Origin of the sequence: Kribbella sindirgiensis, from assembly GCF_004331435.1 — a bacterium.
In the GTDB taxonomy this organism is placed as follows: Bacteria; Actinomycetota; Actinomycetes; order Propionibacteriales; family Kribbellaceae; genus Kribbella; species Kribbella sindirgiensis.
Genome location: NZ_SJKA01000012.1, coordinates 223,550 through 247,095, shown reverse-complemented (window position 1 = coordinate 247,095; position 23,546 = coordinate 223,550). Strand labels below are relative to the sequence as shown.

The window sequence follows — 23,546 nt, the reverse complement described above, 5'->3', positions numbered from 1 at the left end:
CACAACATCTACCTTTCAGCGGCAAGCTCGGGGACAAGGGAGGGGTTCGGGGAAAACATGCGGTCCAGGATCAGGCTGGCGGCGCCGATCGCGCCGACGTCCGCGCCGAGCGACGTACCCGTCACCTCGAACGGGTGCACCGCCGCCAGCAGGAAACGTCCTTCCAGCGCGGTGCGCACACGGTCATGCAGCACCGGGGCGAGCTGCTCCCAGTGCGGGCCGCCGAAGACGACGCGCTCCAGGTCGAGCAGGTTCGCGATGTCCTCGACCACTTTGGCGATCCGGTCCGCGAGCGTGGTGAGGATGTCCCGGGCGGCGCCCGGACCGCCGGCCTGCGCACACATCGAGGCAAAGGCCGCTTCCACCGCCAGCCGGTCGTCGAGGTCGATGCCTTCGGCAAGTACGCCGGCGCGAACCGCCTGCTCCACCAGGTACCTGGGCTGGCTGGCCTCGCCGACGCAGCCACGCCGCCCGCAGTAGCACAGCGGCCCGTCGGGGTCGACGATCACGTGACCGATCTCGCCGACGTTGCTCGACGAACCGCGGACCACCTCGTCACCGATCACCAGCCCGGCGCCGACACCCGTGCCGAGGTAGAAGAACACGAAGCTGCCGCCTTGACCGGCCCACTTCTCCGCTGACGCGGCGGCGGTCACGTCCTTGTCCAGGACGATCGGGAGACCGGTCCGCGCGCTCAACTCGTCGCGCAGCGGAACGAGATGCCAGGTCGAGAGGTTCGGCGGATCGACCACCACACCGCGTTCGACGTCGATCGGACCGGGCGCGGCGATCCCGACGCCGGTGACCCGGTCGCGCGGTGCGCCGGACGCGGCGATCACTTCCTCGATCGTCTTCGCGATGCCGTCGATGAGAAGACCGGGGTCGTCGGCGTACTGGTCGACCGGCCGCCGCGCGACCACCTCACCGGTGAGATCGAGCAGTACGACGGTGACGACGGACGGATCCAGATGCACGCCGACGGCGTACTGACCGGTGGGTTCGAGCTCGAGCAGGGTCCGTGGTTTGCCGAGACCGGCGCCGCGCAGCCGGCCGGCCTCACGGACCAGGCCGGCGTCGAGGAGGCGGCGCACGATGTTGGAGATCGCCTGACCGGACAGGCCGGTCGCCTCGGCCAGTTCGACGCGACTCAGCTGCTCGCTGCGGCGGATCGCGTCCAGCACCACGGCGTCGTTGAATCCCCCGACGCGATCGAGGTTCGTCCCCCGTCTAACCAATTGGATCCGCACCCCACGGTTGCGACCAGTCGTAACGAACGGTGCCGTCGCCCGCCCGCCACTCGTTCGGAGTGGTGTTGACGAGCCAGTCGACCGGCTCGATCCCCGAGGCGTCACCACCACTGAGCGCCAACCGTATACCGTCGCGCAACGCACGGTCCGTGCGCTCCGTCCGGGCGGCCGGATCGATCGACAGGAACAACGCCGTACCGGAGCGCGCGACGAGGTCGAGGAACCGTTCGTTCAGCTCCCACGGCGTCTGCGGTGTACAGGGAACGCAGTCGGCGTCGACGGTGAAGAACCGGTTGTGCTGCGGGAGCCGGAACGCGAGCGTGTTCACTCCCATCTTCCGGGTCCGCTCCCAGTCCCGGCCGGACGTGTCGTCGCCGGTCCGCTGGACGTCGACGAGCCCGGCGGCGAGGTGGCCGACGGTGTTGCAGCCGATCAGTACGACGTCCTCGGCCGCCGCGCGGATCTCGCGGTAGAACGCGAGGACGATCTCGGCGGTCGTGCGCGACGGGTCGTGGAACTGCCAGTCGCCGCTCGTGAGTTTCGACCCCATCGCGGGGCCGAACGCACCGAAGATGTCGAAGGTGCTGAAGTCGTGCTTCACGAGTTCGAAGCCCCAGGACCTGAAGCGTTCGAGGTCGGAGCGCACTGCCTCGAGAACCTGGGGGTGAGTGGGGTCGAGGGCGCGGCCCGGCCGGTGGTGCGGGACCCGCGAAGCCAGCGGCGACGGTTCACGGACCAGGAGCGGGCGGAACCACAGCCCCGGTCTCGCACCGATCGCCTTGATCGCGGCCGCCGTACCGGCCATGTCGTCGAACACTCCCGGCGTACCGCGGTCCCAGGGGCCGCCGGACGCGATACCGCCCGGGTACCAGCCGTCGTCGACGACGCTGAACGGCTTCACCGGGTGACCGTCGGCGAGCTCGACGATCGTCGACGCGTCCTTCAGAACGGCCTTCTCGTCGAAGTTCTCGCCGTACGCGTAGTACCAGTTGTTTGCCCCGACCACCGGCGCGGGCTCAGGTCGCGCCGGTAGTCGGGTGCTCAGGGAGGCGACCGCTGCGTGCAGGGTCTGCCAAGGGGTGCTGGCGTCCTCGAATCGTCGCACGACTGCTGCTGTCAGCGTACGACCGTCCAAAAGCGTGGGGCCGCCGCCGTTCCGCAGGTCGAGCCAGAGGGTGAAACCGTCACCGTCGACGGTCCACGAGCAGAACGCGTTCGGCTGCACGTCGACGCCCATACCGAACGTGCCTGCCGCCGAGTGGGCGAGGAAGTACCACGGCAGCAGACGCTCGGGTTGCTGGTGGCGCCACTGCAGGTCGCCGTACGAACGTTCCCACGCGTCGCCGAGGATCAGCGCGTCGCTCGGCAGCTTCTCCGACCACCGGAGCGCGACCCGGGAGATCCGCTCCGCCGTGACCTCCACGGCGCCGTCGTTCCAGTTGATCACGGCCCCGGCGCGCGCCGGAGCGACCAACTCTCCCGAGGGATCCACCTGGACGAAAACAGCGCTCGGTTCTCTCACGTGGCTCCCTCTGGGTTAATTTCCCCAGAGACTTTAGTTAGTGCTTCTCGGGCCGGTCAAGGCGGCGACCGCGGCCACGAGACGGTCGACGTCCGACTGGTCCGTGTACGGCGCGAGACCGGCGCGGATCGCACCGGCCGGGCCGAGACCGAGGTGGCGGGCGGGCTCGTACGCGTAGAACGAACCGGCCGGGGCGTTCACCCCTGCCTTCGCGAGGTGCTCGGCGACGCCTGCCGGGGTGTGACCATCGACAGTGAAGAGCAGGGTCGGCGTGCGGTGCGCGGCATGGCCGTAGAGGGTGACGCCGGGGATCGCCCTCAGGGCGGCCTCGAGGTTGTCGCGGAGCGCGTCCTCGTGTGCTTCGACGGCTCCGAGCGAGCTGATCAGGCGCTCGCGCCTCGTGTCGCCGCTGCCCGCGAGTCCGGCGATGAATTCGACTGCGGCGGTCGTGCCCGCGAGCAGCTCGTACGGCAGCGTCCCGAACTCGAAACGCTCCGGTACGACGTCCGTCGACGGCAGCAACTTGTCGGGCTTCAGCGTCTCGAGCAGTTCGGGCGCCGCGGTCAGTGCACCGAGATGCGGGCCGAAGAACTTGTACGGCGAGCAGACGTAGAAGTCGGCGTACCGCGCGTCGACCGGCGCGTGCGCGGTGAGGTGGACGCCGTCGACGTAGATCAGCGCCCCGGTCGCGTGCACCTGGTCGGCGATCCTCTGCGTGTCGGGGCGAGTGCCCAGGAGGTTGGACGCGGCGGTCACCGCGACCAGGCGGGTGCGGTCGGTGAGCAGCGGGGCGATGTCGTCCAGTTCGGAGGTCTCGGGGTCGAATCCGAGCCACTTGACCGTGGCGCCGGCGGCCTCGGCGGCCTGCACCCAGGGACGCACGTTCGCGTCATGGTCGAGGCGGCTGACAATCACCTCGTCGCCCGCGGACCAGGTCTTGGCGAGCGTGCGGGAGAAGTCGTAGGTGAGCTGCGTCATGCTGCGGCCGAACACGATCCCCTGCGCGGTGGTGCCGAGCAGATCGGCCATCGCCTGCCGGGCACCGACGACGATCTCGTCGGCCCGGCGCTCGGCGGCGGTCAGCTGACCGCGGTTGGCCAGCGCCGACGTCATGGTCCGCGCCACCGCATCGGCGACGGCCTGCGGGGTCTGCGAACCGCCGGGACCGTCGAAATGCGCCGCTCCCTCGTCGAGCGCGGGGAACTGCTTGCGGACGGCGACGACATCAAAGGCGCTGTCAAAGGCACTCATGCGCGTCATCCTCTCTCGCTCCTGACAGCCGACGCTACTGCCTGCCCGAATGCGGATATAAATGCGCGAACTGTCCGGGGAGTAGTGCAGGATGTCAGGAGTGAGCACCGTGACGACTCCTGACAGCACCGCGGCCCCGGTGCGGGCCTGGCTTCCCACCATGGTGGCGCTCGCCGCGATCTGGGGCTGCAGCTTCCTGTTCATCTCGGTCGGCGTCCGCGAGTTGCCGCCGCTCTACCTCGCGCTCGGACGGGTGATCGCGGGGTCCGTCGTACTGCTCGCGATCCTCGCCCTGAAGCGCGAGGCGCTGCCGCGGGACCCGAGGCTGTGGGCGCACTCGTTCGTGGTCGGGGCGATCGGCTCGGCGATCCCGTGGACGCTGTTCGGGTACGGCGAGGAGCGGATCCCGTCGCTGCTCGCGGGCATCTGGAACGGGATCACCCCGCTGGTCGTGCTGCCGATCGCGGTCCTGATCTTCCGGACCGAGAAGTTCTCGGCGCAACGCGGGGCCGGGCTGCTGATCGGGTTCGTGGGCATGCTCGTCGTCCTCGGGGCCTGGCAGGTGAACGCCGGAGCCGACCTGCTCGGCCAAGGACTGTGCATGCTGGCCGCGGTCTTCTACGGACTCGCGATCCCTTACCAGAAACGATTCCTGGCCGGTACGACGCTCTCGGGTACGGCGCTCTCGACCAGCTTGTTGCTGTGCGCAACGGTTCAGCTGGCCGTCGTCGCCCCACTGGTCACCGGACAGGCTCCCCCGGCGCCGTGGTCGCTGTCGGCCAAGGCGGTGCTGAGTGTTCTGGCCCTCGGCGCGCTCGGCAGCGGGCTCGCGTTCGTGCTCAACATGCGCAACATCCGGCTGATCGGCGCCAGCCGCTCGTCGATGGTCACGTACCTGATGCCGATCTTCTCGATCGTCGTCGGCGTCCTCGTCCTGCACGAACACATCACCTGGTACCAGCCCGTCGGCGGCCTCGTCGTACTCCTCGGCGTCGCCGTCTCCCAAGGTGTCCTCGGCAACTTCCGCCGCAAGATCCCTGTGGAAGCACCCGCCACCTAGGCCTGACGGAGGTTCGGTACGGCGGCGACGACCACCGCGACCAGTGCGAGCAGAGTGCCAGCGACGACCGGGGTGGTGACCGGCTTGTCGGCGACGGGCAGGAAGACGTCGATGAACAGGCTCGCGATCAACTGGCCGGCGATCGTGCCGAGGCCGAGCACGAACACGCCGACCACCCGGACGACGGCGGCCGCGGCGCTGATGAAGATGACGCCGCACGCGCCGCCGAGGTACAGCCAGGGCTCGCTCGGCAGGTGCCGTGGCGCGCCGCGGAGCGCCAGGTCGACGGCGAACACGATCAGCAGCGCGACGAATCCGACCAGGAAGTTCACCAGTCCGGCCGCGACCGCGCCGTACGCATCGGAGGAGGCGGCCCGCGCCACCCGCCCGTTGATGGCCTGCTGCACCGCACTGCCGACGCCGGCCAGCGCGGGGAGGATCGCCAGCATCAGACCGTCGGGGTGACTCAACTGCTCGGACACAGCCAGTGCGACCGCGACCAGTGCGATCAGGGCGCCGACGATCCGTACGGCGGTGAGCGGCTGCGGGCCGGCCGGACCGAACCCGAGGCGGTCGACGACCAGGCTGCTGATCGCCTGCCCGGCCACGCCCGCCACCAGGAACACCGCGACACCGATCACGGAGACGGTGATCGACTGCGTCGCGACGAGAAACGCGCCCGAGAGTCCGCCGAGACACTGCCACCAGCGCAGACCGCCGTACCCGCGCATCGGCCGCCGGACAGTGCGCCAGACCTTGACCACCCCATGGCGCACCGGAGGCACCACCGCCGACGCGACCAGCAGGATCAGCAGGCCGGAGCCGAACGAGATCAGCGCCGCGGAAACCCCGTCGCCGAGGATGCCGCCGAGCTCACCGTTCAGCCGTGACTGGACCGCTACCAGCATCCCGATCCCGAAGGCCGACGCGAGACCGACGACGTGGTGCCGCCGGGTCGAGGGTGCGGGACGGATGGCGGTCGTTGTCACGTCACTATCATGACCGTTCGGCCGATAGCGCCTGACGGCAGGTCCCCATATTTGAATGACAGCTCAGAATGACCGGCGGATCAGCGCCAGGTACATCGCGTCGGTGCCGTGCAGGTGCGGCCAGAGCTGGACATCCGGTCCGTCGCCCAAGTCCGGTACGCCGGGGAACAGCGGCCGTGCGTCCTCGAGGATCGCGTCGTCGCGGCGCCCCAGGACGGCGTCGACCACCGCGCGGGTCTCGTCGGGATGCGGCGAGCACGTGACGTACGCGACCACCCCACCCGGCCGGACCGACGTGATCGCCGAGTCGAGCAACGCCTCCTGGAGCGGCCGGAGTTCCTCGACATCTTCCGGCGTACGGCGCCAGCGCGCTTCCGGACGGCGGCGCAACGCACCCAGGCCACTGCACGGCACATCGGCCAGCACGCGGTCGAACGAACCCTCCGGCCAGGTCGGCTTCGTCCCGTCGCCGACCAGCACCTTGTGGTTGCCGGGGATCGCCCGCAGATTCTGGCGCACCAGCTCCGCGCGGTGTTTCAGCGGCTCCACAGCGGTCAGCTGACCGTCCTGCACGAGTGCCGCCAGCAGCGCGGACTTGCCGCCCGGCCCCGCACACAGGTCGAGCCAGTTCGCGTGGTCGCCGTCGACCTTCGCCGACGCCAGCGCGATCGCGACCAGCTGCGACCCTTCGTCCTGTACGCCGGCCCGCCCGGTCGCGACCGCCGCGATCCGGCCCGGATCACCACCGCCGTCGAGCACCGCGCCGTACGGCGACCACCGCGCCGCGACCGCACCGGCAGCCACCAACTCGTCCACGTCGGCCAGCCCAGGCCGAGCAACCAGCGTGACCCGAGGTGGTTCGTTGTCGGCAACCAGCAACCGCTCCAGCTCGTTCGCAGCCTCACCCGGCGGCGCGGCGCCCGGCCCAGCGGTCAGTGCACGGTCGAAGGACTCGATCACCCACCGCGGATGTGCTTCGGCGATCGCCAGGTAACCGAGGGGATCATCGTCCGGGTGCGGTGCGGTCGTGGAGATCCACTGGTCCAGCGAGCGCTGGCTGATCTTCCGGAGTACGGCGTTCACCAGGCCGGTGCGCTTCTGCCCGAGCTCGGACCGAGTCAGCGTGACCATCTCGTCGACCGCGGCGTACGAGTCCACCCGCATGTTGAGCAGCTGATGGGTGCCGAGGCGGAGCACGTCCAGGAGTTCGGGGTCGAGGTCCGCGAGTGGACGCGAGACGCACCGCGCCAGAAAGGCGTCGTACGTGCCCTGCCAGCGCAACGTGCCGTGCACCAGCTCGGTGCAGAACGCGGCGTCGCGCCCACCGAGCCGCGCGTCCCGGAGGGCCTTGTTGAGCGCGAGGTTCGCGTAGCCGCCCTCGGCGGTGACCTGCCGGATGACCTGGTACGCCACCCGCCGTACCGGATCCGGACGCCGCTGCGGCGCCCGATTACGCGCGTTCCGATCAGCCACCGAGGAGGTCCGCATCGGTGAGCCGGATGCCGCGCGCCCAGTCGGCCGCGGCCATCGGCTTCTTACCCTGCGGCTGGACCGTGACGAGCTCGACCGCCTTACTGCCGGTGCCGGTCTTCACACTCGACTTGGTCGCCTGCAGCTCGCCCGGCTTCAGCTCGTCGTCGGTCAGCCGTACGGCGAGGACCTTCAGCCGCTCGCCCCGGAACGTCGTCCACGCCCCGGGCGCCGGGTTGCAGCCGCGTACCAGCCGATCGACGCGCTGCGCCGGCGCGTTCAGGTCCAGCTCGGCGTCCTCGACCGTGAGTTTCGGCGCCAGCGTCACCCCGTCGGCCGGCTGCTCGCGGGCCTCCAGCACACCGGCTTCGATCCCGTCGAGCGTGTCGACGAGCAGCTTCGACCCGGACACCGCGAGCCGGTGCAGCAGATCACCGGACGTGTCCTCGGGACCGATCGGCTCGGTGAGTACGCCGTACACCGGGCCGGCGTCGAGCGCCTTCACGATCCGGAACGTACTCGCCCCGGCCACGTCGTCACCCGCGATGATCGAGTGCTGCACCGGCGCGGCCCCGCGCCACGCGGGCAGCACCGAGAAGTGCAGGTTGATCCAGCCGTGCCGCGGGATGTCGAGCGCCGCCTGCGGCAGCAGCCCGCCGTACGCGACGACCGGGCAGCAGTCCGGCGCGATCTCCCGCAGCCGGGCCAGGAACTCGGGGTCGCTCGGCTTGACCGGCTTCAGGATCTCGATCCCGCCGAGCTCCTCGGCGTACTGCGCGACCGGCGACGCCACGAGCTTGCGGCCGCGGCCGGCGGGCGCGTCCGGGCGGGTCACGACCCCGACCAGTTCGTGGCGGCTGGCAACGATCGCCTCGAGCGCGGTGACAGCTGGTTCCGGCGTACCGGCGAAGACGACTCTCACAGTCCGAATCCGTTCGTCGGGTGCGGCGAGACCTTGAGCTGCGGCGGGCCGCCCAGGCCGGACCAGTCGGACTCGCGGATCGCCTTCATCGCCTGCTTGCGGGTCTCGCGGTCGAGCCGGTCCACGAACAGGACGCCGTCCAGGTGGTCGGTCTCGTGCTGGATGCAGCGGGCGAGCAGGTCCGACCCCTCGATCACCACCGGGTCGCCGTACATGTTGAAACCCTTGGCGATCACCGACTGGGCGCGGCGGCAGTCGAACGTCAGGCCGGGGATCGACAGGCAGCCCTCGGGGCCGAACTGCTCCTCCAGCGACAGCGTCAGCTCCGGGTTGATCAGGTGCCCGAGCTCGCCCTCGACGTGGTACGTGAACACCCGCAGGCCGACGCCGATCTGCGGCGCGGCCAGACCCGATCCGGGCGCGTCCTGCATGGTGTCGGTGAGGTCCGCGACCAGGCGGCGCAGCTCGGCGTCGAAGTCGACGACCGGGTCGGCCTTGGTGATCAGCACAGGGTCGCCGAACAGGCGGATGGGTTGGACCGACACAGACTCTCCACAGCACTCCACGGACCTGGACCGGGCAAGTCTACGGGGCCTATCGGGCGGATTACCGACGGGAGGCCCCTCCCGTTTGTTGCCACAAGCACGTACTGTGGTCCCAGGCGTACCCTCAGTCACTGCCGTCACACGCCGCTCGGGAGACCCAATGCTCACAGCAGCACGGGGGGCAACTCTGATCCTCCTGGGTGCACTGCTCGCCCAGGCACCCCTCACCGCCCAGGCCTACCAACCACGCGAACCCGCCACACCTTTACCTACCGCACCACCCAGTGCTCCGCCCACTGCAACGCCTACCTCCACGGCTCCCAGTGATGGTGTGGCGAGGTCGTGGAGTGACGTGGTGCGGCAGGTCACGGAGAGCTCGCCGGGTGATGTGCAGCTCCGGTCGGCCGACACCTCGGCGCAGGCCGCCTCGATGCTCCGGTGCTTCAAGCTCGACACCGAGAACTACTGCCTCGGCCTCGGCTTCGTCAGCCAGGTGCCGACCGGCGCCCAGCGGCACGCCCTGATGACCGAGCCGACCCTGCGCGCCGCGGACGAGACCGGCACGGAGCAGGACAACACTGAGCAGGACAGCACCGAGCAGGACATCTCCACCGGTGATCTGACCCCGGCCGCGTTCGTCAAGGAGCGCGCCGCGCTGCCGAAGAGCCAGCGTGTCACCGCGGAACTCGACGAGATGCAAGCCGCCTGGAACGGCCGCGAGAAGGCCCGCGAACTCCGCGAACTCGCCGAAACCCAAACCCCACCGCCCAACCCGGAACCCACCCCCGAGGCTCCCCCGGCACCGACTCCGACATCAACGCCGACCAGGACTGCTCCTACCCTCGGTCCGTCCACTCCGGTGCCTTCGCCCCCGTCGACTCCGGTGGCGCCGGTGGTTGCGCCCGCTTCGGCGTACATCATGAAGGGCTTCCAGACCTCCCAGGAGAAGGGGTACTGGTGCGGTCCCGCGACCTTCCAGTCCATCGACTGGGCCGACGACAACCAGAAGGACACCCAGGCGTCCTGGGCGAAGGACCTCGGCTCGACCACGTCCGGTACGGCGATCTCCGCGATGGTGAAGCAGACGAACCTGAAGACCGCGTGGCCCAAGTCCGCCGGCACGTACATCGTGCAGAACGTCGCGAACTGGAACACGCAGACCTTCTTCACCGTGCACCAGAAGCACCTCGGCGTGTACAAGGCGCCGGTGATCGAGCACGTGCAGCTGCTGAAGCGGTACTTCCCGTACCTTGCCTTCAACCACAGTGGGCACTACCAGGTCGGCCGCGGCTACGACAAGGCGAAGGGCACGATCGCGATCTTCGAGGTGTTCAACGAGCGCCGCTTCAACAGCCGCGGCAACGTCACGGACGGACCGAAGAACATCCCCGCCAGCGCCCTGTTCAACGCCACCCTGGCCAACTCCTTCAAGAACATCGGGCTGTGATGCGTCGTCGTACGGTTGCCGTTGGCACCCTTCTGCTGCTGACCGTGGCGGGCTGCTCCTCCAACCCACCGGAGAGCAGTCCGGCACCCAGCAGCACTCCGACGCCAACGCCAACGCCGCCAGGAGACACCGGTACGGCGCTGCCCGCGTGGGCGAACGTCCTGCGGCAACCGGTCGACGGCCAGCACCTCGTCACCCAGCACCGCAAGTACGTCGTGACTCGGGGCAGCGACGAAGCCGGTACGACGACGATCGCGGACCGCGCCGGCAAGAGGGTCGTCGTACGGCATGTGCCCGCGACCGGCTTCGTCGCCCAGTCCCCCGTCGTGATCGACGACCGCTGGGCGCTGATCGAGGACATCCGCTCCGACGGTCCCGACCCGCAGATCAAGGTGCTGCGCTACGACCTCACGACGGGTAAGGCGACCGCTCCGACCGCGCTGCCGCCGGTGTCCGAACCGGAGATCGGCGCGTACGACGGGACGTTCGCGTACAGCTCGACGGACCCGAAGAACCGTTCCTGCCTGATCGTCGCCGAGCTCGCGACGCTGAAGTCCCGCACCGTCACCTGCGTCGCGGCCCCCGGTTACGTGGCCGATCCGGTGGTGTCGGCGGACACGGTGACGTTCAGCGAGATCATTGCGCCGGAGACCGCCCGCCGCTGCAAACGGATCCTGACCGCTCCGCTGGCCGGAGGCGCCGCCCAACCGGTGCCCGCAGCAACCAACTGCATCCAGTGGAGCGGCGCGACGGTGCGCGGTGCGACGGTGTGGTCCGAGGTCGGCGCCGCGGACCCGGACCAGTACCAGAGCAAGGCGTACGTCCGGGAGTCCGGCGACTCCCCCGCCCGCCCGCTCGGCACCGTCGTCACCGACACCATCCTTGCCTGCGGCAACTGGATCCTGTGGGAGACCAGGACGGTCGGTTCGAGCGGCGAGGAGACCTACCAGATCCACCGCTGGCGCTCCGGTCTCTCCACCCCACAACGGTTGTACGCCGCCGAACCCGGTGTCGCGCTCACGCCGATGACGTGCCAGGACAGCACCGTCTACGTCGAAGCGGCGTACCTCGCGAGCACCCCGACGTACACGGAAACAATCTCAGCCGCCCTCTGAGGCCAGCACCGCCGCGAGACCGTCCTGGAGGTCCTTGACGAAGTACTCCGGAACCTCCAGCGCCGGGAAGTGTCCGCCGGCCTCGGCCAGCCTCCAGCGGACGATCTGCCGGTAACGCTCCTGCGCCCACGGACGCGGGCACTTCTCGACGTCGCGGGGATAGGCAGTGATCGCCGACGGAACGTCCACCCGAAGGTCCGGGTCGAGCGAGTTGTGGCTCTCGTAGTAGATGCGGGCGGCCGAGGCACCGGTCCGTGTCAGCCAGTACAGCGTGACGTCGTCGAGAACCCGGTCTCTGGACATCGTCTCGAACGGGCTGTCCTCGGTGTCCGACCACTCGGCGAACTTGTCGAGGATCCAGGCAAGAAGCCCGACCGGCGAGTCGACGAGCGAGTAACCGATCGTCTGCGGCCGGGTCGCCTGCTGCTTCGCGTACGCCGCGCGGTGGCGCCAGAAGTCGTGGGTGTCCTCGGCCCATTCGCGCTCGACCGCCGTCAGCCCGTCCGTCGTCAACCCGGGCGGCCCCTCCGCGAACGTGGTGTGGATGCCGAGAACCTGCTTCGGGAACCTGCCACCGAGAACCGTGGTGATGTTGCCTCCCCAGTCGCCGCCGTGCGCCAGGAACTTGCCGTAGCCGAGCCTTCCCATCAGTTCCACCCAGGCGGCCGCGATCTTCTCGGTTCCCCACCCGGTGGTGGCCGGCCTGTCGCTGTACCCGAAGCCCGGCAGCGACGGGGCCACGACGTGAAACGCGGGCGCGTCGGCCTCCGTCGGATCTGCCAACTCGTCGATGACGTCGACGAACCGGACGATGCTGTCCGGCCAGCCGTGCGTCAGGATCAGCGGAGTGGCATCCGGGCGCGGGGACCGGCGGTGCAGGAAGTGGATTCCCAGGCCGTCGATGGTCGTGCGGAACTGGCCGATCCGGTGCAGGCGCTCTTCGAACGATCGCCAGTCGTACCCGGTGCGCCAGTAGTCCACGAGCTCGACAAGGTCGGCGAGCGGAACACCCTGAGCCCAGCGGCGCGGGCCGGGTTCGGCGCCAGAGACGGTCTCGGCCTCCGGCAGTCGCGCCGCGGCCAATCGCGCGCGCAGCTCGTCGAGGTCGGCGTCAGAAGCATGGGTTTCGAATGCCTGTACGTCGCTGGTCATGAGACCTCCCGGAACCGTCTTAGGTGGTTCCACCTTGTCATGCCTCGAGGCGGGTCGCAACCGGCTAAGGTGGTTCCATGCGTGATGGGTTCCCCGACTTCCGCCTCGGCAGCGTGCTGGCGACCAGCTTCACGGGCACGCTGTCGGAGCGTCACGGCACTGCGGTGGAGCGCATTCCCACGCCGCAGCGACTCGTCGACTGGCTGGCCGTGAGCGGGCTCGCCGTGGAGTCCTGCACGCCTGCGCAACTCGACCTCGCTCGGGAGCTGAGGGAGTCGATTCACGCCGCGGCGACGGCGGCCGCGATCCAGGACGCGCTTCCTGCGGCTGCGGTCCAGGTCATCAATGACCGCAGCGTTCAGGGTCGGGCCGCTGCGGTCCTGACGCCTGAGGGCGAGCGCCGATGGCAGCTTGGCTCAGCTTCTTCGGTTGAGGACGCGCTCAGCGTGATCGCCGCGGACGCGATCAGCATCATCGCCGGCGAACGTGACGGACGACTGGCGTTGTGCGCGTCACCGACCTGCCAGGCCGCCTTCTTCGACACCAGCCAGAGTCGCACCCGCAGATGGTGTGACATGAACACGTGCGGGAACCGCCAGAAGAAAGCGCGCTACCTCGCCAACCAGCGCGCTAGCGGCGGGCGTGCCGGATCTTCAGGCGGCCGAAGCCCATCACCCCGGTGATCCGGACCCGCGGACCGTCGCCGCTCGAGGCGCGCGGCGGCTTGTAGCGGGTGTCCTTCCACTCGGTGTGGACGGCGTCGAAGTCGACGACCGCGTCACGCGGCAGCGTGATCTTGACGCCGCCGTGCATCACGTTCAGGTCGATGTCGACGTCCCCGTGCTCGAACTGCGCCTGCGACAGGTCCAGCCGCACCCGCCCGTGCATGGACTCGACCTTCAGGTGCCGCGGCACCCGCCAGACGCCGCGCCGTACGATCCGGCCGGCCGAGGCGCCGATCGTCGCCGAGCGGCCCGGCTGCTCGACCGGTAGCGCGGCGACGGCGACCTCGAGATCCTGACGGGTTCTGGCAGCCAGGACCTGGTGCAACTGCTGCTCCAGCTCGTCGTGCGATAGGTATCCCCCGGTGTACGCCGCCTGCACGCGTTCCACCGCGGCGTTGCGGTCCACGTCCCCGATCGCGGGCGAGCGATCCTCTGGTACCGAAGTCACGCAATCACTGTAGTGGCAGGCCGCGTTCACGCAGTTGCGTCCGCAGGTCCGCGGCGCCGGTGAACACCTCGGCGTCGAGTCCGACCGCACGGGCGCCGTCGACGTTGTACGCCATGTCGTCGGTGTAGAACGTGCGGGCCGGGTCCAGCGCGAAGCGCTCGATCAGGATGCGGTAGATCTTCTCGTCCGGCTTCACCGTCTGCTCGACCCCGGACACCACCTCCCCGTCGAAGCGGGTGAGGATCGGGAACGCCTCCTTGGCGACCTCCCACTTCTCGCCGGAGAAGTTCGTCAACGCGTACGTCGGTACGCCGAGCGCCTGCAGCTCCGTGAGTACGGCGGCCGTGTCCTCGAACACGCCCTTGACCATCTTCAGCCAGCCGGTGTCGTACGCCTCGATCCACTCGGCGTGCTCCGGGTGCAGGCTGGTCAGCTCGGCGACTGCCTCCTCCCACGGACGGCCCTCGTCCTGCTGGTGGTTCCAGGCCGGCGTGGCCACGTTCGTCAGGAAGTGCGTCCGCTGCTCCTCGTCGGGGATCAGCTCGGCGTACAGGTACGTCGGGCTCCAGTCCAGGAGGACCCCGCCGATGTCGAAGACCACTGCGTCGATCGTCCGCTCACTCATACCGGCAACCCTACGAGACCCGGCGCGAACGGCGCGGCGGCTTTCACGGTGCGGAGGACCGGGACGGTCTCGATCGCGGTGATGTGCTCGATCGCGCCGACGCGTTCGGTCAGGTAGGTGTGCAGGGCGTTCGGACTCGCACAGATCGCCTGCGCGACGAGGTTGGTCCGGCCGGTCGTCGCGGCGACGAACCCCAGCTCGTCGTGCCCGGCCAGCGCGCGACCGACCGCGTCGAGGTGGGCGGGCGGCACGGACAACCACAACATCGCACTCGTGGTGAAGCCGAGCGCGCCCGGGTCGACGTCCACATCGAAGTAGATCGCACCAGTCCCCTGCAACTCCTCCATCCGCCGAGCAACGGTCGCCGCCGACCACCCCGTCCGCACCGCAAGCTCCGCATGCGTAGCCCGCCCATCCACCCCAAGCCCAGCCAGCAACTTCCGATCCCCAGCGTTGAGCACCACTTTCACCTCTCCCTCAGGCAGTCGGGGCCTTCGGAGCGCGCTCTCTTGAGCTGGGGTGAGGCTTTTGGCGCGGCCGCGCCAGGCGGTCGGCCCACCGACGTACAGATGCAGCAGGTAGTGGGCCGACACCGAGGTGATGCCGGCGGTTCGCGGGATGTCGTGCAGGAGGAGCGCGTTCCCGTCGGACTGGGTCGTGTGCACGATCGACACGATCTCCGTACCGCCGGACGCCAGCTTGATCCAGCTCGTGTCGGACCGCCGCGAAAGCGCCCCCGCCAGATCCTGCGCCGCATGCGGAACCGCGGTCAGCCGGAGCAGCCACTGCGACCGCCCCGCAAGCTGCGGATCCGGCAGACCGATGACCCGCAGCCCGGCCTCGGCCCGCAGCCGGTTGAACCGCCGCGCGACGGTCTGCGTGGACACGCCGAGCACCTCCCCGATCCGGCTGTACGGCGCCCTGCCGTCCAGCTGCAACGCATGCACCAGAGCCCGGTCGATCGCATCCACCATGTGACGATCATCGCGGCAGACGACCAAGGATGGAAGATTCCAGCAGAATCCGTCCGCTGAGTGGAAGATCATTCACCGCAAGCTGATGGTGATGCCATGACCAACAAACGATGGATCAGCCTGATCGCCCTCCTGGTCGCCGAGGCGATGAACCTGCTCGACGCGACGATCGTCCAAGTCGCGGCGCCAGTGATCCACACCGACCTCGGCGGCCACACCGCGGACATCCAGTGGTTCAGCGCGGCGTACACCTTGCCCTTCGCGGCCTTGCTGATCACCGGCGGCCGGCTCGGTGACCGCTTCGGCCGTCGGCGCATGTTCCGCGTCGGTGTAACAGTCTTCGTCCTGACGTCGGCCGCCTGCGCACTCGCGACGGCACCAGGCGAGCTGATCGGTTTCCGCGCGGTCCAAGGTGCCTCGGCCGCTCTGGTGATCCCGCAAACCATCGGCCTGATCAAGTCGAGCTTCACAGGCAGCGCTCTCTCGAAGGCGCTCGGCACGATCGGCCCGGTGATGGGCCTGGCCGGAATCTCAGGCCCGCTGCTCGGTGGGTTCATCACCGACGCCAGCTCCTGGCGAGTCGTCTTCCTCGTCAACGTCCCACTCGGTATCGCCGTACTCGCCCTGTCGCACCTCCTCCCCGAGTACGCATCGCCGCAGCCCCCACGGATCGACATCCTCGGCACCCTGTTGCTCACCTGCGGTACGGCGCTTGTCGTCTACCCGATCCTGCAGTCCCGCGACTGGTACCTGCTGGCGGCCGGAGTCGTCCTACTCGGACTGTGCCTGCTCCGGAAGAACGCGCGGCTGATCGAGACGAGCCTGTTCGCACACCGCGGATTCGCGCCCGCGTTGCTCACGTCGACGTTGTTCTTCGCGGTGACGAGCGGCCTGACCCTGGTCGTCGTACTGCATCAGCAGCTGACCTTGCACCACAGCGTGATGCGCTCGAGCCTCGCGTTGCTGCCGTGGTCCGCGGCCACCGGTATCGCGTCGCTCGTCGCCGGCCTGTGGCTGGTCACGCAACTCGGATCCCGCTTGATGTACGTCGGACTCGGCGTACTGCTCCTCGGTCTCGCGGCCGCGCCGTACGCGCTCCCGCCCGCGCTCGCCGTGGGCGGCGTCGGCGTCGGACTGTTCACGACCGCGTTCTTCACCGAGGCCCTGCACCGGGTCGGACCGCACGAGACCGGGTCGGCAGCCGGGCTGCTGAACGCGGTGCAGCAGTTCGGCGGGACGCTCGGGGTCGCGGCGTTCGGCTCGATCTTCCTACGGCACCCGGCGACACTCGACCGCGCGGTCTGGGTAGCGGTCGCGGTCGTGGTGGTGACGATCGCGACCGCTCACCTCATGCGGTCGCCGCGTTCGACTCGGCGCGGGCGTGCAACGCGGGAGCCAGCGAGTACTGGCCGATGAAGATCGCGACACCGAGCACGGCACAGCCGAGCCAGGTCGCGGTCGGACCGAGGTGTTCGAGGGCGTTGGTGCCGGCCAGCGGACCGATCACGGTACCGACGCCGAACGCCATACCGGACAGACCCATGTAGCGCCCGCGCAGGTCGATCGGTGCGAGATCGGCGAACACCGCGCCGATCACCGCGGCGAATCCGATCTCCCCGAGCGTCCACACCACGACCGACACCCCGTAGCCCCACCAGGTGTCCACGAGCGCTCCCAGACCGAACCCGAGCCCGACCACCAGCATCGAGCAGGCGAGCAGTTTCGGCCGGTCGAGCTTCGCCATCCAGCGGCCGAGGAACGGCTGGGCGAGCACGATCACCACGCCGTTGAGCGCGATCACGAGCCCGTACGTCCGCGACGAGAGCCCGTCGCCCGCCATCGCCAGCGGCAACGTCGAATAGCCCTGCATGTAGATGGTCGCGTAGCCGATCTGGATCAGGATCATCAGCAGGAACACCGTGTCACGCACGACCACCGGCAGCAGCGACCGCCCGGCCGAGTCGTCCGCGGGCGCCGGGCGGCTCTCCGGCACCATCGTCCAGATCACCAGACCGGCGATCACCGACGTGGCGGCGTTCACCCAGAACAGCAGGCCGTACCCGAAGGAGGCGAGCACGCCGGCGCTGACGGTCGAGACGGAGAAGCCGAGGTTGATCGCCCAGAACAGGAGGCCGTACGCGCGGACCCGCTCGGTCGGCTGCAGCAGATCCGCGACCGTCGCCTGGACCGCCGGGCGGAACAGGTCGCCCAGCAGGCCGACAAGGAAGGCGGTCACCCAGATCAGCACCATCGACCGGGCGGATCCGAGCAGGATCAGCGCGCCGCCGGTGCCGAAGAAGCAGATCAGCATTGTCACCCGGCGTCCGGCCCGGTCGGACAACCAGCCGCCGACGAGTTGCGCACAGACCGATCCGGCGCCGACCGCGGCCGCGACGGCACCCGCCGTACCCGCGGAGAGGAGGCGGTCCTGGGTCAGGTACAGCACCAGGAACGGTTGCACGAAGCTGCCGAGCCGGTTGACCAGCTGGCACACCCACAACGCCCAGAAGGCCCGCGGCAGTGCGGTAGGCGTGGGGTTGCCGACGGCGATTGCGCTCATGGGTCAACTGTCCAGGCCTGCGGCGGTGTTGTCGACGATTAGGCTCAGGGCTAATCTGGCCCGGTGATCACGATCAGGCTCACCGCCGGGGACATCGGGCGGATCCGGTTCGCGCTCTCGCCGGTCTGGGAGGCCGTGACGAGTGTGCGGGCGCTGAGCAACAACACCGCGCGCAGCGTGCACGGGCCGTGGCTGCAGAAGGTCCGGCCGACGATCGAGGGCGACGACCTGACGTTGCTCAGGGCCCTCATTCCGCCGGACGGCTACATCCCGGACTTCCTGACCCGGCCCCGCCGCGCCGGTCGACGAGTCTGGAGTCGGGCCTCGCCGCGATCGCCGCGACACCGCACGATCTGGTCGCCGCCGAGCTCCGGAAGTTGCACGCCGAGGACCCGGTGCTGCCCGCGCTGATCGCGCACCCGGCGAAGGCACTGGACCTGATCACCGCCGCGCTCGAGACATACTGGCGCCGGGCGATCGAGCCGGACTGGCGGCGGATGCGATCGCTGCTGCAGGAGGATCTCGCGTTCCGGCTGGACGAGCTGGCGAGCGGCGGGATCGAGCGGCTGTTCCGCAACCTGCATCCGTCCATCAAGTACGCCGGGGACCGCGTCGAGATCGACCGGCCGTTCTGCTGCGACGGCGAACCGATGACCGGGCAGGGTCTGCTGCTGGTGCCGTGCGTGTTCACCTGGCCGGCCGGCCTCGCCGTCACCGGCGCGCCGCACGTTCCGACCATCACCTACCCGCCGCGCGGCCTCGGCCGGCTGTGGGAGGACCGCCAGGACACCACGGACTCCCCTCTCGCCGACCTGGTCGGCCGCACCAGAGCCGCGATCGTCAGCCACCTCGACCTGCCGATGTCCACCACGCATCTCGCCCACCAGCTCGGCGTCACGGCCCCCACGCTCAGCGTCCATCTCAGCATCCTCCGCAACGCCGGCGTCGTCGCGTCCCGCCGCGACGGCCGCACCGTCCTCTATCACCGCACGTCGCTCGGCAGCCAACTGCTCTCCGCCTCCACAACACTCGCGACGACGGCATGACCAAGGACGGGAACTTCAAGAAGGTCGTACGGCGGCACGCCCAGGAGACCGGGCAGCGCTACACCGAGGCGCTCACCGACCTCGTGGGTCTGGGCGACCGCATCTACCACGAGCCGGACGCCGATCGGCTGCTCGCGCATCTTCGGAATCGCTACGGTATCGACGCGACCGCCGCGACGAAGCTCAGCGTGCACAAGACGTACGTGTTCCGCATCGACCGGAACGACGGCGACCCGTGGATCGCGCGCGCGTTCCCGCCCGCTCGGCCGCGCGCGGATGTCGAGGGCGACGCCGCGGTCCTGCGATTCCTCGAGCACCACGACTTCCCCGCGGAACGTCTCGCGGTCGACGACGCGGTGTCGGACTTCGACGGGAGCGCGGTGCTCGTCACCGAGTTCGTCGACAACACCCCGCTTCCGGACGGCGAGGGGTTCGCGATCATGGCCGATCTGCTCGGACGGCTGCACGCGCTGCCGTTCGACGAGTCGGTCAGCCGGCCGGGTGGAGCGAGCGGCGAGGACCCCCGCCGGATGGGAACGCCACGACAGGATCTGCTGGCCGGCTTGGCCTTTCTCGACGCCGTGGACACGAAGGTCGCGGCGGCCGATCGCGAGCGCTTCGAGTGGCTGCGCGACCAGGTGCGCTCCGCGGACGACGGCGACGGCCTGCCCGAGGGCCTGTTGCACGGCAACCTGCTGCACGCTCCCGATCACGCGGTGCTGGGCAAGAACGGGCCGGTGGCAATCAACTGGAAGGCGTCCGGGCGCGGACCGCGGCTGGCCGACCTCGCCTTCCTGCTGTGGGGAACCGGCAACTGGGCTCCCTCGCGAAGCACCAACCAGGAGCGTGTCGACGCCGTCGTCACGGCGTACCGCAAACACGTCGAGCTGACCGACGAGGAACTCGACCGGCTCGAAGGCGTGATGTACATCAGGCCGCTCTACCTGGTGTGCTTCGGCTACCGGCGCGACCTGCTCAAGGGCGTGCCGTTCGACGAATGGTGGTTCCTCGAGCCTTCGGAGTACTTCGCCTCCACCGCAGCCGCAACGAGAGCCGCGTTCCACCGCTAGCCGAAGCTCGGTGGGTCCACCTGGATCCGGACCGTGCCGGGGTTCTTCTTGGTGGTGCGCGCCGACTGGGATTCCTTGAGGGAGCGGACGAGCGTGGTCCCGTGGGCGCGGGGCGTGCGGACCACGGCCCGGACGGTTTCGTCGTCGAGGTCGACCGGCCCGAGGACCTCGAGGCCGGCGGACGGCGGCATCAGGTCGCGGAGGCGGGTGACGAGGTCGTTGACGGATTCGGCCGGGCCGGTGAGTTCGGCGAGTTTGGCGGCCGGGGCGAGCCGGGCGGTACGGCGTTCCTCGATCTCGCGGGCGGCGTACCCCTCGGGGCTCCAGCGCACGATCGCCTGCAGCGGCAGCGCCGACGGGTCGCCGACCAGGATCACCATCCCGCCGGCGCTTGCCGGACGGACCAGGGCGGCCGCGTTGAACCAACGACGTACCGCCTCCTCGGCCGCCCGGAGGTCGGGGCGGGCGAGCATCAGCCAGGTGTCGAGGAGCAGCGCCGCGCTGTACCCGCCCTCGGCGACCGGTTCAGCCCCCGGTGTGCTGACGACCAACGCCGGCGCGTCCGGTACGACATCGAGCACGTTGTCCCCGCCCGACGTACGCACCACGACCCCGGGGAACGCGCGCCCGAGTTCCTCCGCCGTACGACGTGCGCCGATGACCGCCGCACGCATCCGGGTGTCCCCGCACTCCGGGCACCGGTGATCCGCCGCCGGACGGCCGCACACACTGCAGCTCGCCGGCCCCGCTACCCCGGTACGGCGTAACGTCCCGCCACACGTGGAGCACCGCGAAGGCGCTCGGCACGTCTGGCACACCAAGCTCGGCAGGTACCCCGCCCGCGGCACCTGCACCAGCACCGGCCCGGTCCGCAGACCTTCACGCGCGATCTCGAACGCCCGGGACGGCAACCGCGCCGCGCGCGCCGACGGGTCGCGCGCCAGATCGATGTCCGACTCCCCCGCGATGTGCACCGACGGCGCCGCCGCCCGCGTCACCTTCCGGTCCGCGATCAGCTCGTGTGCGAACCCGGACTCCAGCAGGGCCGCCGCCTCCGCGGACCGTGCGTACCCACCGAGCAACGCCGCGCACTTCTGCCGGAACGCCCGCAGCAGCAGGACTTCCCGGGCATTCGGGTACGGCGCGCGCGGCTCGGCGTACGACTCGTCGCCGTCGTCCCACATCGCCACCAGCCCGAGATCCGTCACCGGAGCGAACGCCGCCGCCCGAGTCCCGATCACGACCCGCGCACGCCCGTGCAACGCGGACAGAAACGCCCGATAGCGGGCCGTCGGACCCAGATCCGCGGACAACGTGACGAACCCGGACTCCCCCAGCACCTCAGCGCACGCGGCCGCGAGTCGCTCGAGATCGCGCGCGTCCGGGGCCAGCAGCAGCGCGCCGCGACCGGACGCCGCGCACACCGCAGCGGCCTGAGCGAAGGCGAGCGGCCAATCAGCACCTGGTACGGCGGTCCAGACCGCCCTCGGCACCTCGCCCCGCTCGACGGCGTCCAGGAAGCCAGGGGGGTACGGCGACCACTCCGAGCGGGACGTCGACACCGGCGGGCGCGGCGGCTGATCGCAGCGCAACGACTCGCCCTCGACCTTCGCGTGCCGCGGCGGCACCGCGAGCCGCGTCACGTCCGCGAGCACCCCGGCATACCGATCGGCGACCGCCCGGCACAGGTCCGCGATCTCCGGCGTCAGCACCTGCTCGGGCGACACGACCTTGCGGAGCCGGACCAGCTTGCCGTCGTGGTCCGACGCATCGAGCCGCTCCAGCACGAACCCGTCGAGATCCTTGCCGGCGAACCGCACCTTCACCCGGGCACCGGGCTGCGCGGCCGCGGCCAGGTCGTCCGGCACGAGATAGTCGAACGGCCGGTCGAGATGCGGCAGCGAGACGTCGACCGCGATCCGGGCCACCGGCAACGTCGCGGTGATCTCGGCCGGTTCCTTGGTGCGGGACTTGCGAACGGTGTCACGCAGCAGCGTCAGCTGCTCCGGCGAATCTCCGTTCGATGTCACTGAGGAATGCTAGAGCAGCGGGCCGACAGTGCGCTGACGCACTGCCGACCCGCTGTGGACAACTACTTGCTGACCTACTTGCTGACCTACTTGCTGACCGCGGCCTTGAGGGCCTCGACGCGATCCGTGCGCTCCCAGGTGAAGTCCCCGCCGGTGCGGCCGAAGTGGCCGTTCCGCGCGGTCTGGGCGTAGATCGGCCGGAGCAGCTCGAGGTCCCGGATGATCGCGGCCGGCCGCAGGTCGAAGACCTCCCGGACCGCGTCGGCGATCTTGCCGACGTCGACCTTCTCGGTGCCGAACGTGTCGACGTAGAAACCGACCGGCGCGGCCTTGCCGATCGCGTACGCGACCTGGCACTCGACCCGGTCCGCGAGCCCGGCCGCGACGATGTTCTTCGCCACCCAGCGCATCGCGTACGCCGCCGACCGGTCCACCTTCGACGGGTCCTTGCCGGAGAACGCGCCACCACCGTGCCGCGCCATGCCGCCGTACGTGTCGATGATGATCTTCCGTCCGGTCAGCCCGGCGTCGCCCATCGGGCCGCCGATCTCGAACCGGCCGGTCGGGTTCACCAGCAGTTTGTAGTCGGCCGCGTCGATGTCGAACTGCTCGAGCACCGGGTCGACGACGTGCTTCTTGATGTCCGGGGTCAGCATCGACTCCAGGTTGATGTCCGCCGCGTGCTGGCTGGACACCACCACGGTGTCGATCCGGACCGCCTTGTCACCGTCGTACTCGACCGTGACCTGGGTCTTGCCGTCCGGCCGCAGGTACGCCAGGGTGCCGTTCTTACGGACCTCGGCGAGCCGCTCGGACAGCCGGTGCGCGATCGTGATCGGCAGCGGCATCAGCTCCGGCGTCTCGTTGGACGCGTAGCCGAACATCAGTCCCTGGTCGCCTGCCCCCTGCAGGTCCAGCGCGTCCTGGGACGCGTCCGAGCGCGTCTCGTACGCCGTGTCGACACCCTGCGCGATGTCCGGAGACTGGCTCCCGATCGCGACCTGCACCCCACAGGACGCGCCGTCGAAACCCTTCAGGGACGAGTCGTAGCCGATCTCGAGGATGCGCGACCGCACGATCCCCGGAATGTCGACGTACGCCGTCGTGGTGACCTCACCCGCGACGACGACCAGACCCGTGGTGATCAGGGTCTCGACCGCGACCCGGCTCTTCGGGTCCTCGGCCAGCAACGCGTCGAGGATGGAGTCGCTGATCTGGTCAGCGATCTTGTCCGGGTGACCTTCGGTCACGGACTCGGACGTGAAAAGGCGCCTCGCCACAGTTCTCCCTCGGATTCCTCTTGTGCCGCCCGGTTGCGCGTTGGCACAGCCGCACGATCCCCCCATGC

At 69.7% G+C, this 23,546-nt stretch carries 22 protein-coding genes; 8 read left to right on the top strand and 14 right to left on the bottom strand.

Annotation, left to right across the window (positions count from 1 at the left end; all coding sequences use genetic code 11):
* Positions 1 to 8: 8 nt before the first annotated feature.
* From E0H50_RS30125 to E0H50_RS30115, 3 genes are read right to left on the bottom strand one after another with little or no spacing between them, the layout of a single operon-like run.
* Complete coding sequence (locus tag E0H50_RS30125) at positions 9 to 1,235, bottom strand: ROK family transcriptional regulator (RefSeq protein ID WP_238151376.1); 1,227 nt, start codon at positions 1,233 to 1,235, stop codon at positions 9 to 11.
* Complete coding sequence (locus tag E0H50_RS30120) at positions 1,228 to 2,769, bottom strand: alpha-amylase family protein (RefSeq protein WP_131293908.1); 1,542 nt, start codon at positions 2,767 to 2,769, stop codon at positions 1,228 to 1,230. The genes E0H50_RS30125 and E0H50_RS30120 overlap by 8 nt, the downstream gene beginning before the upstream one ends.
* 33 nt (positions 2,770 to 2,802) lie before the next feature.
* Positions 2,803 to 4,020, bottom strand: coding sequence for a cysteine desulfurase-like protein (locus tag E0H50_RS30115; protein WP_131293907.1), 1,218 nt, complete (start codon positions 4,018 to 4,020; stop codon positions 2,803 to 2,805).
* Positions 4,021 to 4,129: 109 nt separating this feature from the next.
* Here E0H50_RS30115 and E0H50_RS30110 point away from each other — a divergent pair, with 109 nt between their 5' ends.
* Entirely contained in the window at positions 4,130 to 5,080 is a 951-nt protein-coding gene (locus E0H50_RS30110; RefSeq protein WP_238151375.1) for a DMT family transporter, read from the top strand.
* Here E0H50_RS30110 and E0H50_RS30105 read toward each other — a convergent pair.
* The 4 genes from E0H50_RS30105 to def form a co-directional block, all read right to left on the bottom strand.
* Positions 5,077 to 6,069, bottom strand: coding sequence for a DMT family transporter (locus E0H50_RS30105; protein WP_131293905.1), 993 nt, complete (start codon positions 6,067 to 6,069; stop codon positions 5,077 to 5,079). The genes E0H50_RS30110 and E0H50_RS30105 overlap by 4 nt on opposite strands.
* Positions 6,070 to 6,132: 63 nt before the next feature.
* Positions 6,133 to 7,557: an RsmB/NOP family class I SAM-dependent RNA methyltransferase gene (locus tag E0H50_RS30100; RefSeq protein WP_131293904.1), complete on the bottom strand. Its 1,425-nt coding sequence runs from the start codon at positions 7,555 to 7,557 to the stop codon at positions 6,133 to 6,135.
* Positions 7,535 to 8,461, bottom strand: coding sequence for a methionyl-tRNA formyltransferase (gene fmt / locus E0H50_RS30095; RefSeq protein WP_131293903.1), 927 nt, complete (start codon positions 8,459 to 8,461; stop codon positions 7,535 to 7,537). The genes E0H50_RS30100 and fmt overlap by 23 nt, the downstream gene beginning before the upstream one ends.
* Positions 8,458 to 9,006 carry a peptide deformylase gene (def, locus tag E0H50_RS30090; RefSeq protein WP_131293902.1) on the bottom strand — a complete coding sequence of 183 codons (549 nt, stop codon included), beginning with the start codon at positions 9,004 to 9,006 and terminating at the stop codon, positions 8,458 to 8,460. Before def ends, fmt begins: the two co-directional genes overlap by 4 nt.
* 355 nt (positions 9,007 to 9,361) lie before the next feature.
* Here def and E0H50_RS44280 point away from each other — a divergent pair, with 355 nt between their 5' ends.
* Positions 9,362 to 10,453, top strand: a complete 1,092-nt coding sequence (locus E0H50_RS44280; RefSeq protein ID WP_272948531.1) for a C39 family peptidase — start codon at positions 9,362 to 9,364, stop codon at positions 10,451 to 10,453.
* Entirely contained in the window at positions 10,453 to 11,568 is a 1,116-nt protein-coding gene (locus tag E0H50_RS30080) for a hypothetical protein (RefSeq protein ID WP_238151395.1), read from the top strand. The genes E0H50_RS44280 and E0H50_RS30080 overlap by 1 nt, the downstream gene beginning before the upstream one ends.
* Here E0H50_RS30080 and E0H50_RS30075 read toward each other — a convergent pair.
* Positions 11,554 to 12,720, bottom strand: a complete 1,167-nt coding sequence (locus tag E0H50_RS30075; protein ID WP_131293900.1) for an epoxide hydrolase family protein — start codon at positions 12,718 to 12,720, stop codon at positions 11,554 to 11,556. The two genes, E0H50_RS30080 and E0H50_RS30075, sit on opposite strands and share 15 nt — an antisense overlap.
* Positions 12,721 to 12,797: 77 nt before the next feature.
* On the opposite strand from E0H50_RS30075, the gene E0H50_RS30070 reads away from it, so the two are divergent.
* The gene (locus E0H50_RS30070; RefSeq protein ID WP_131293899.1) at positions 12,798 to 13,403 is read left to right on the top strand and encodes a CGNR zinc finger domain-containing protein; all 606 of its coding nucleotides are present in this window, start codon (positions 12,798 to 12,800) and stop codon (positions 13,401 to 13,403) included.
* On the opposite strand, the gene E0H50_RS30065 is transcribed toward E0H50_RS30070, so the two are convergent.
* Genes E0H50_RS30065 through E0H50_RS30055 form a run of 3 tightly spaced genes read right to left on the bottom strand, consistent with a single transcriptional unit; the run spans position 13,351 to position 15,492 of the window.
* Entirely contained in the window at positions 13,351 to 13,893 is a 543-nt protein-coding gene (locus E0H50_RS30065) for a DUF1707 SHOCT-like domain-containing protein (RefSeq protein WP_131293898.1), read from the bottom strand. The two genes, E0H50_RS30070 and E0H50_RS30065, sit on opposite strands and share 53 nt — an antisense overlap.
* 4 nt (positions 13,894 to 13,897) lie before the next feature.
* A complete protein-coding gene (locus E0H50_RS30060; protein ID WP_131293897.1) occupies positions 13,898 to 14,518 on the bottom strand; it encodes an HAD family hydrolase in 621 nt (206 codons plus the stop codon).
* Positions 14,515 to 15,492: an Lrp/AsnC family transcriptional regulator gene (locus E0H50_RS30055; protein WP_131293896.1), complete on the bottom strand. Its 978-nt coding sequence runs from the start codon at positions 15,490 to 15,492 to the stop codon at positions 14,515 to 14,517. The genes E0H50_RS30060 and E0H50_RS30055 overlap by 4 nt, the downstream gene beginning before the upstream one ends.
* Before the next feature lie 96 nt (positions 15,493 to 15,588).
* On the opposite strand from E0H50_RS30055, the gene E0H50_RS30050 reads away from it, so the two are divergent.
* Complete coding sequence (locus E0H50_RS30050; RefSeq protein WP_131293895.1) at positions 15,589 to 16,908, top strand: MFS transporter; 1,320 nt, start codon at positions 15,589 to 15,591, stop codon at positions 16,906 to 16,908.
* On the opposite strand, the gene E0H50_RS30045 is transcribed toward E0H50_RS30050, so the two are convergent.
* Positions 16,841 to 18,052: an MDR family MFS transporter gene (locus E0H50_RS30045; RefSeq protein ID WP_131293894.1), complete on the bottom strand. Its 1,212-nt coding sequence runs from the start codon at positions 18,050 to 18,052 to the stop codon at positions 16,841 to 16,843. The genes E0H50_RS30050 and E0H50_RS30045 overlap by 68 nt on opposite strands.
* Positions 18,053 to 18,115: 63 nt before the next feature.
* Here E0H50_RS30045 and E0H50_RS43995 point away from each other — a divergent pair, with 63 nt between their 5' ends.
* From E0H50_RS43995 to E0H50_RS30035, 3 genes are read left to right on the top strand one after another with little or no spacing between them, the layout of a single operon-like run.
* Complete coding sequence (locus E0H50_RS43995; protein WP_238151372.1) at positions 18,116 to 18,463, top strand: hypothetical protein; 348 nt, start codon at positions 18,116 to 18,118, stop codon at positions 18,461 to 18,463.
* A complete protein-coding gene (locus E0H50_RS30040) occupies positions 18,430 to 19,098 on the top strand; it encodes an ArsR/SmtB family transcription factor (RefSeq protein WP_238151366.1) in 669 nt (222 codons plus the stop codon). Before E0H50_RS43995 ends, E0H50_RS30040 begins: the two co-directional genes overlap by 34 nt.
* Positions 19,095 to 20,168 carry a phosphotransferase enzyme family protein gene (locus E0H50_RS30035; protein WP_131293893.1) on the top strand — a complete coding sequence of 358 codons (1,074 nt, stop codon included), beginning with the start codon at positions 19,095 to 19,097 and terminating at the stop codon, positions 20,166 to 20,168. Before E0H50_RS30040 ends, E0H50_RS30035 begins: the two co-directional genes overlap by 4 nt.
* Here the strand turns inward: E0H50_RS30035 and E0H50_RS30030 are convergent.
* Entirely contained in the window at positions 20,165 to 22,198 is a 2,034-nt protein-coding gene (locus E0H50_RS30030) for a primosomal protein N' (RefSeq protein WP_131293892.1), read from the bottom strand. The genes E0H50_RS30035 and E0H50_RS30030 overlap by 4 nt on opposite strands.
* An 86-nt stretch (positions 22,199 to 22,284) precedes the next feature.
* On the bottom strand, positions 22,285 to 23,478 hold the full coding sequence (metK, locus tag E0H50_RS30025; protein WP_131293891.1) for a methionine adenosyltransferase: 1,194 nt from the start codon (positions 23,476 to 23,478) through the stop codon (positions 22,285 to 22,287).
* Positions 23,479 to 23,546 lie beyond the last annotated feature (68 nt).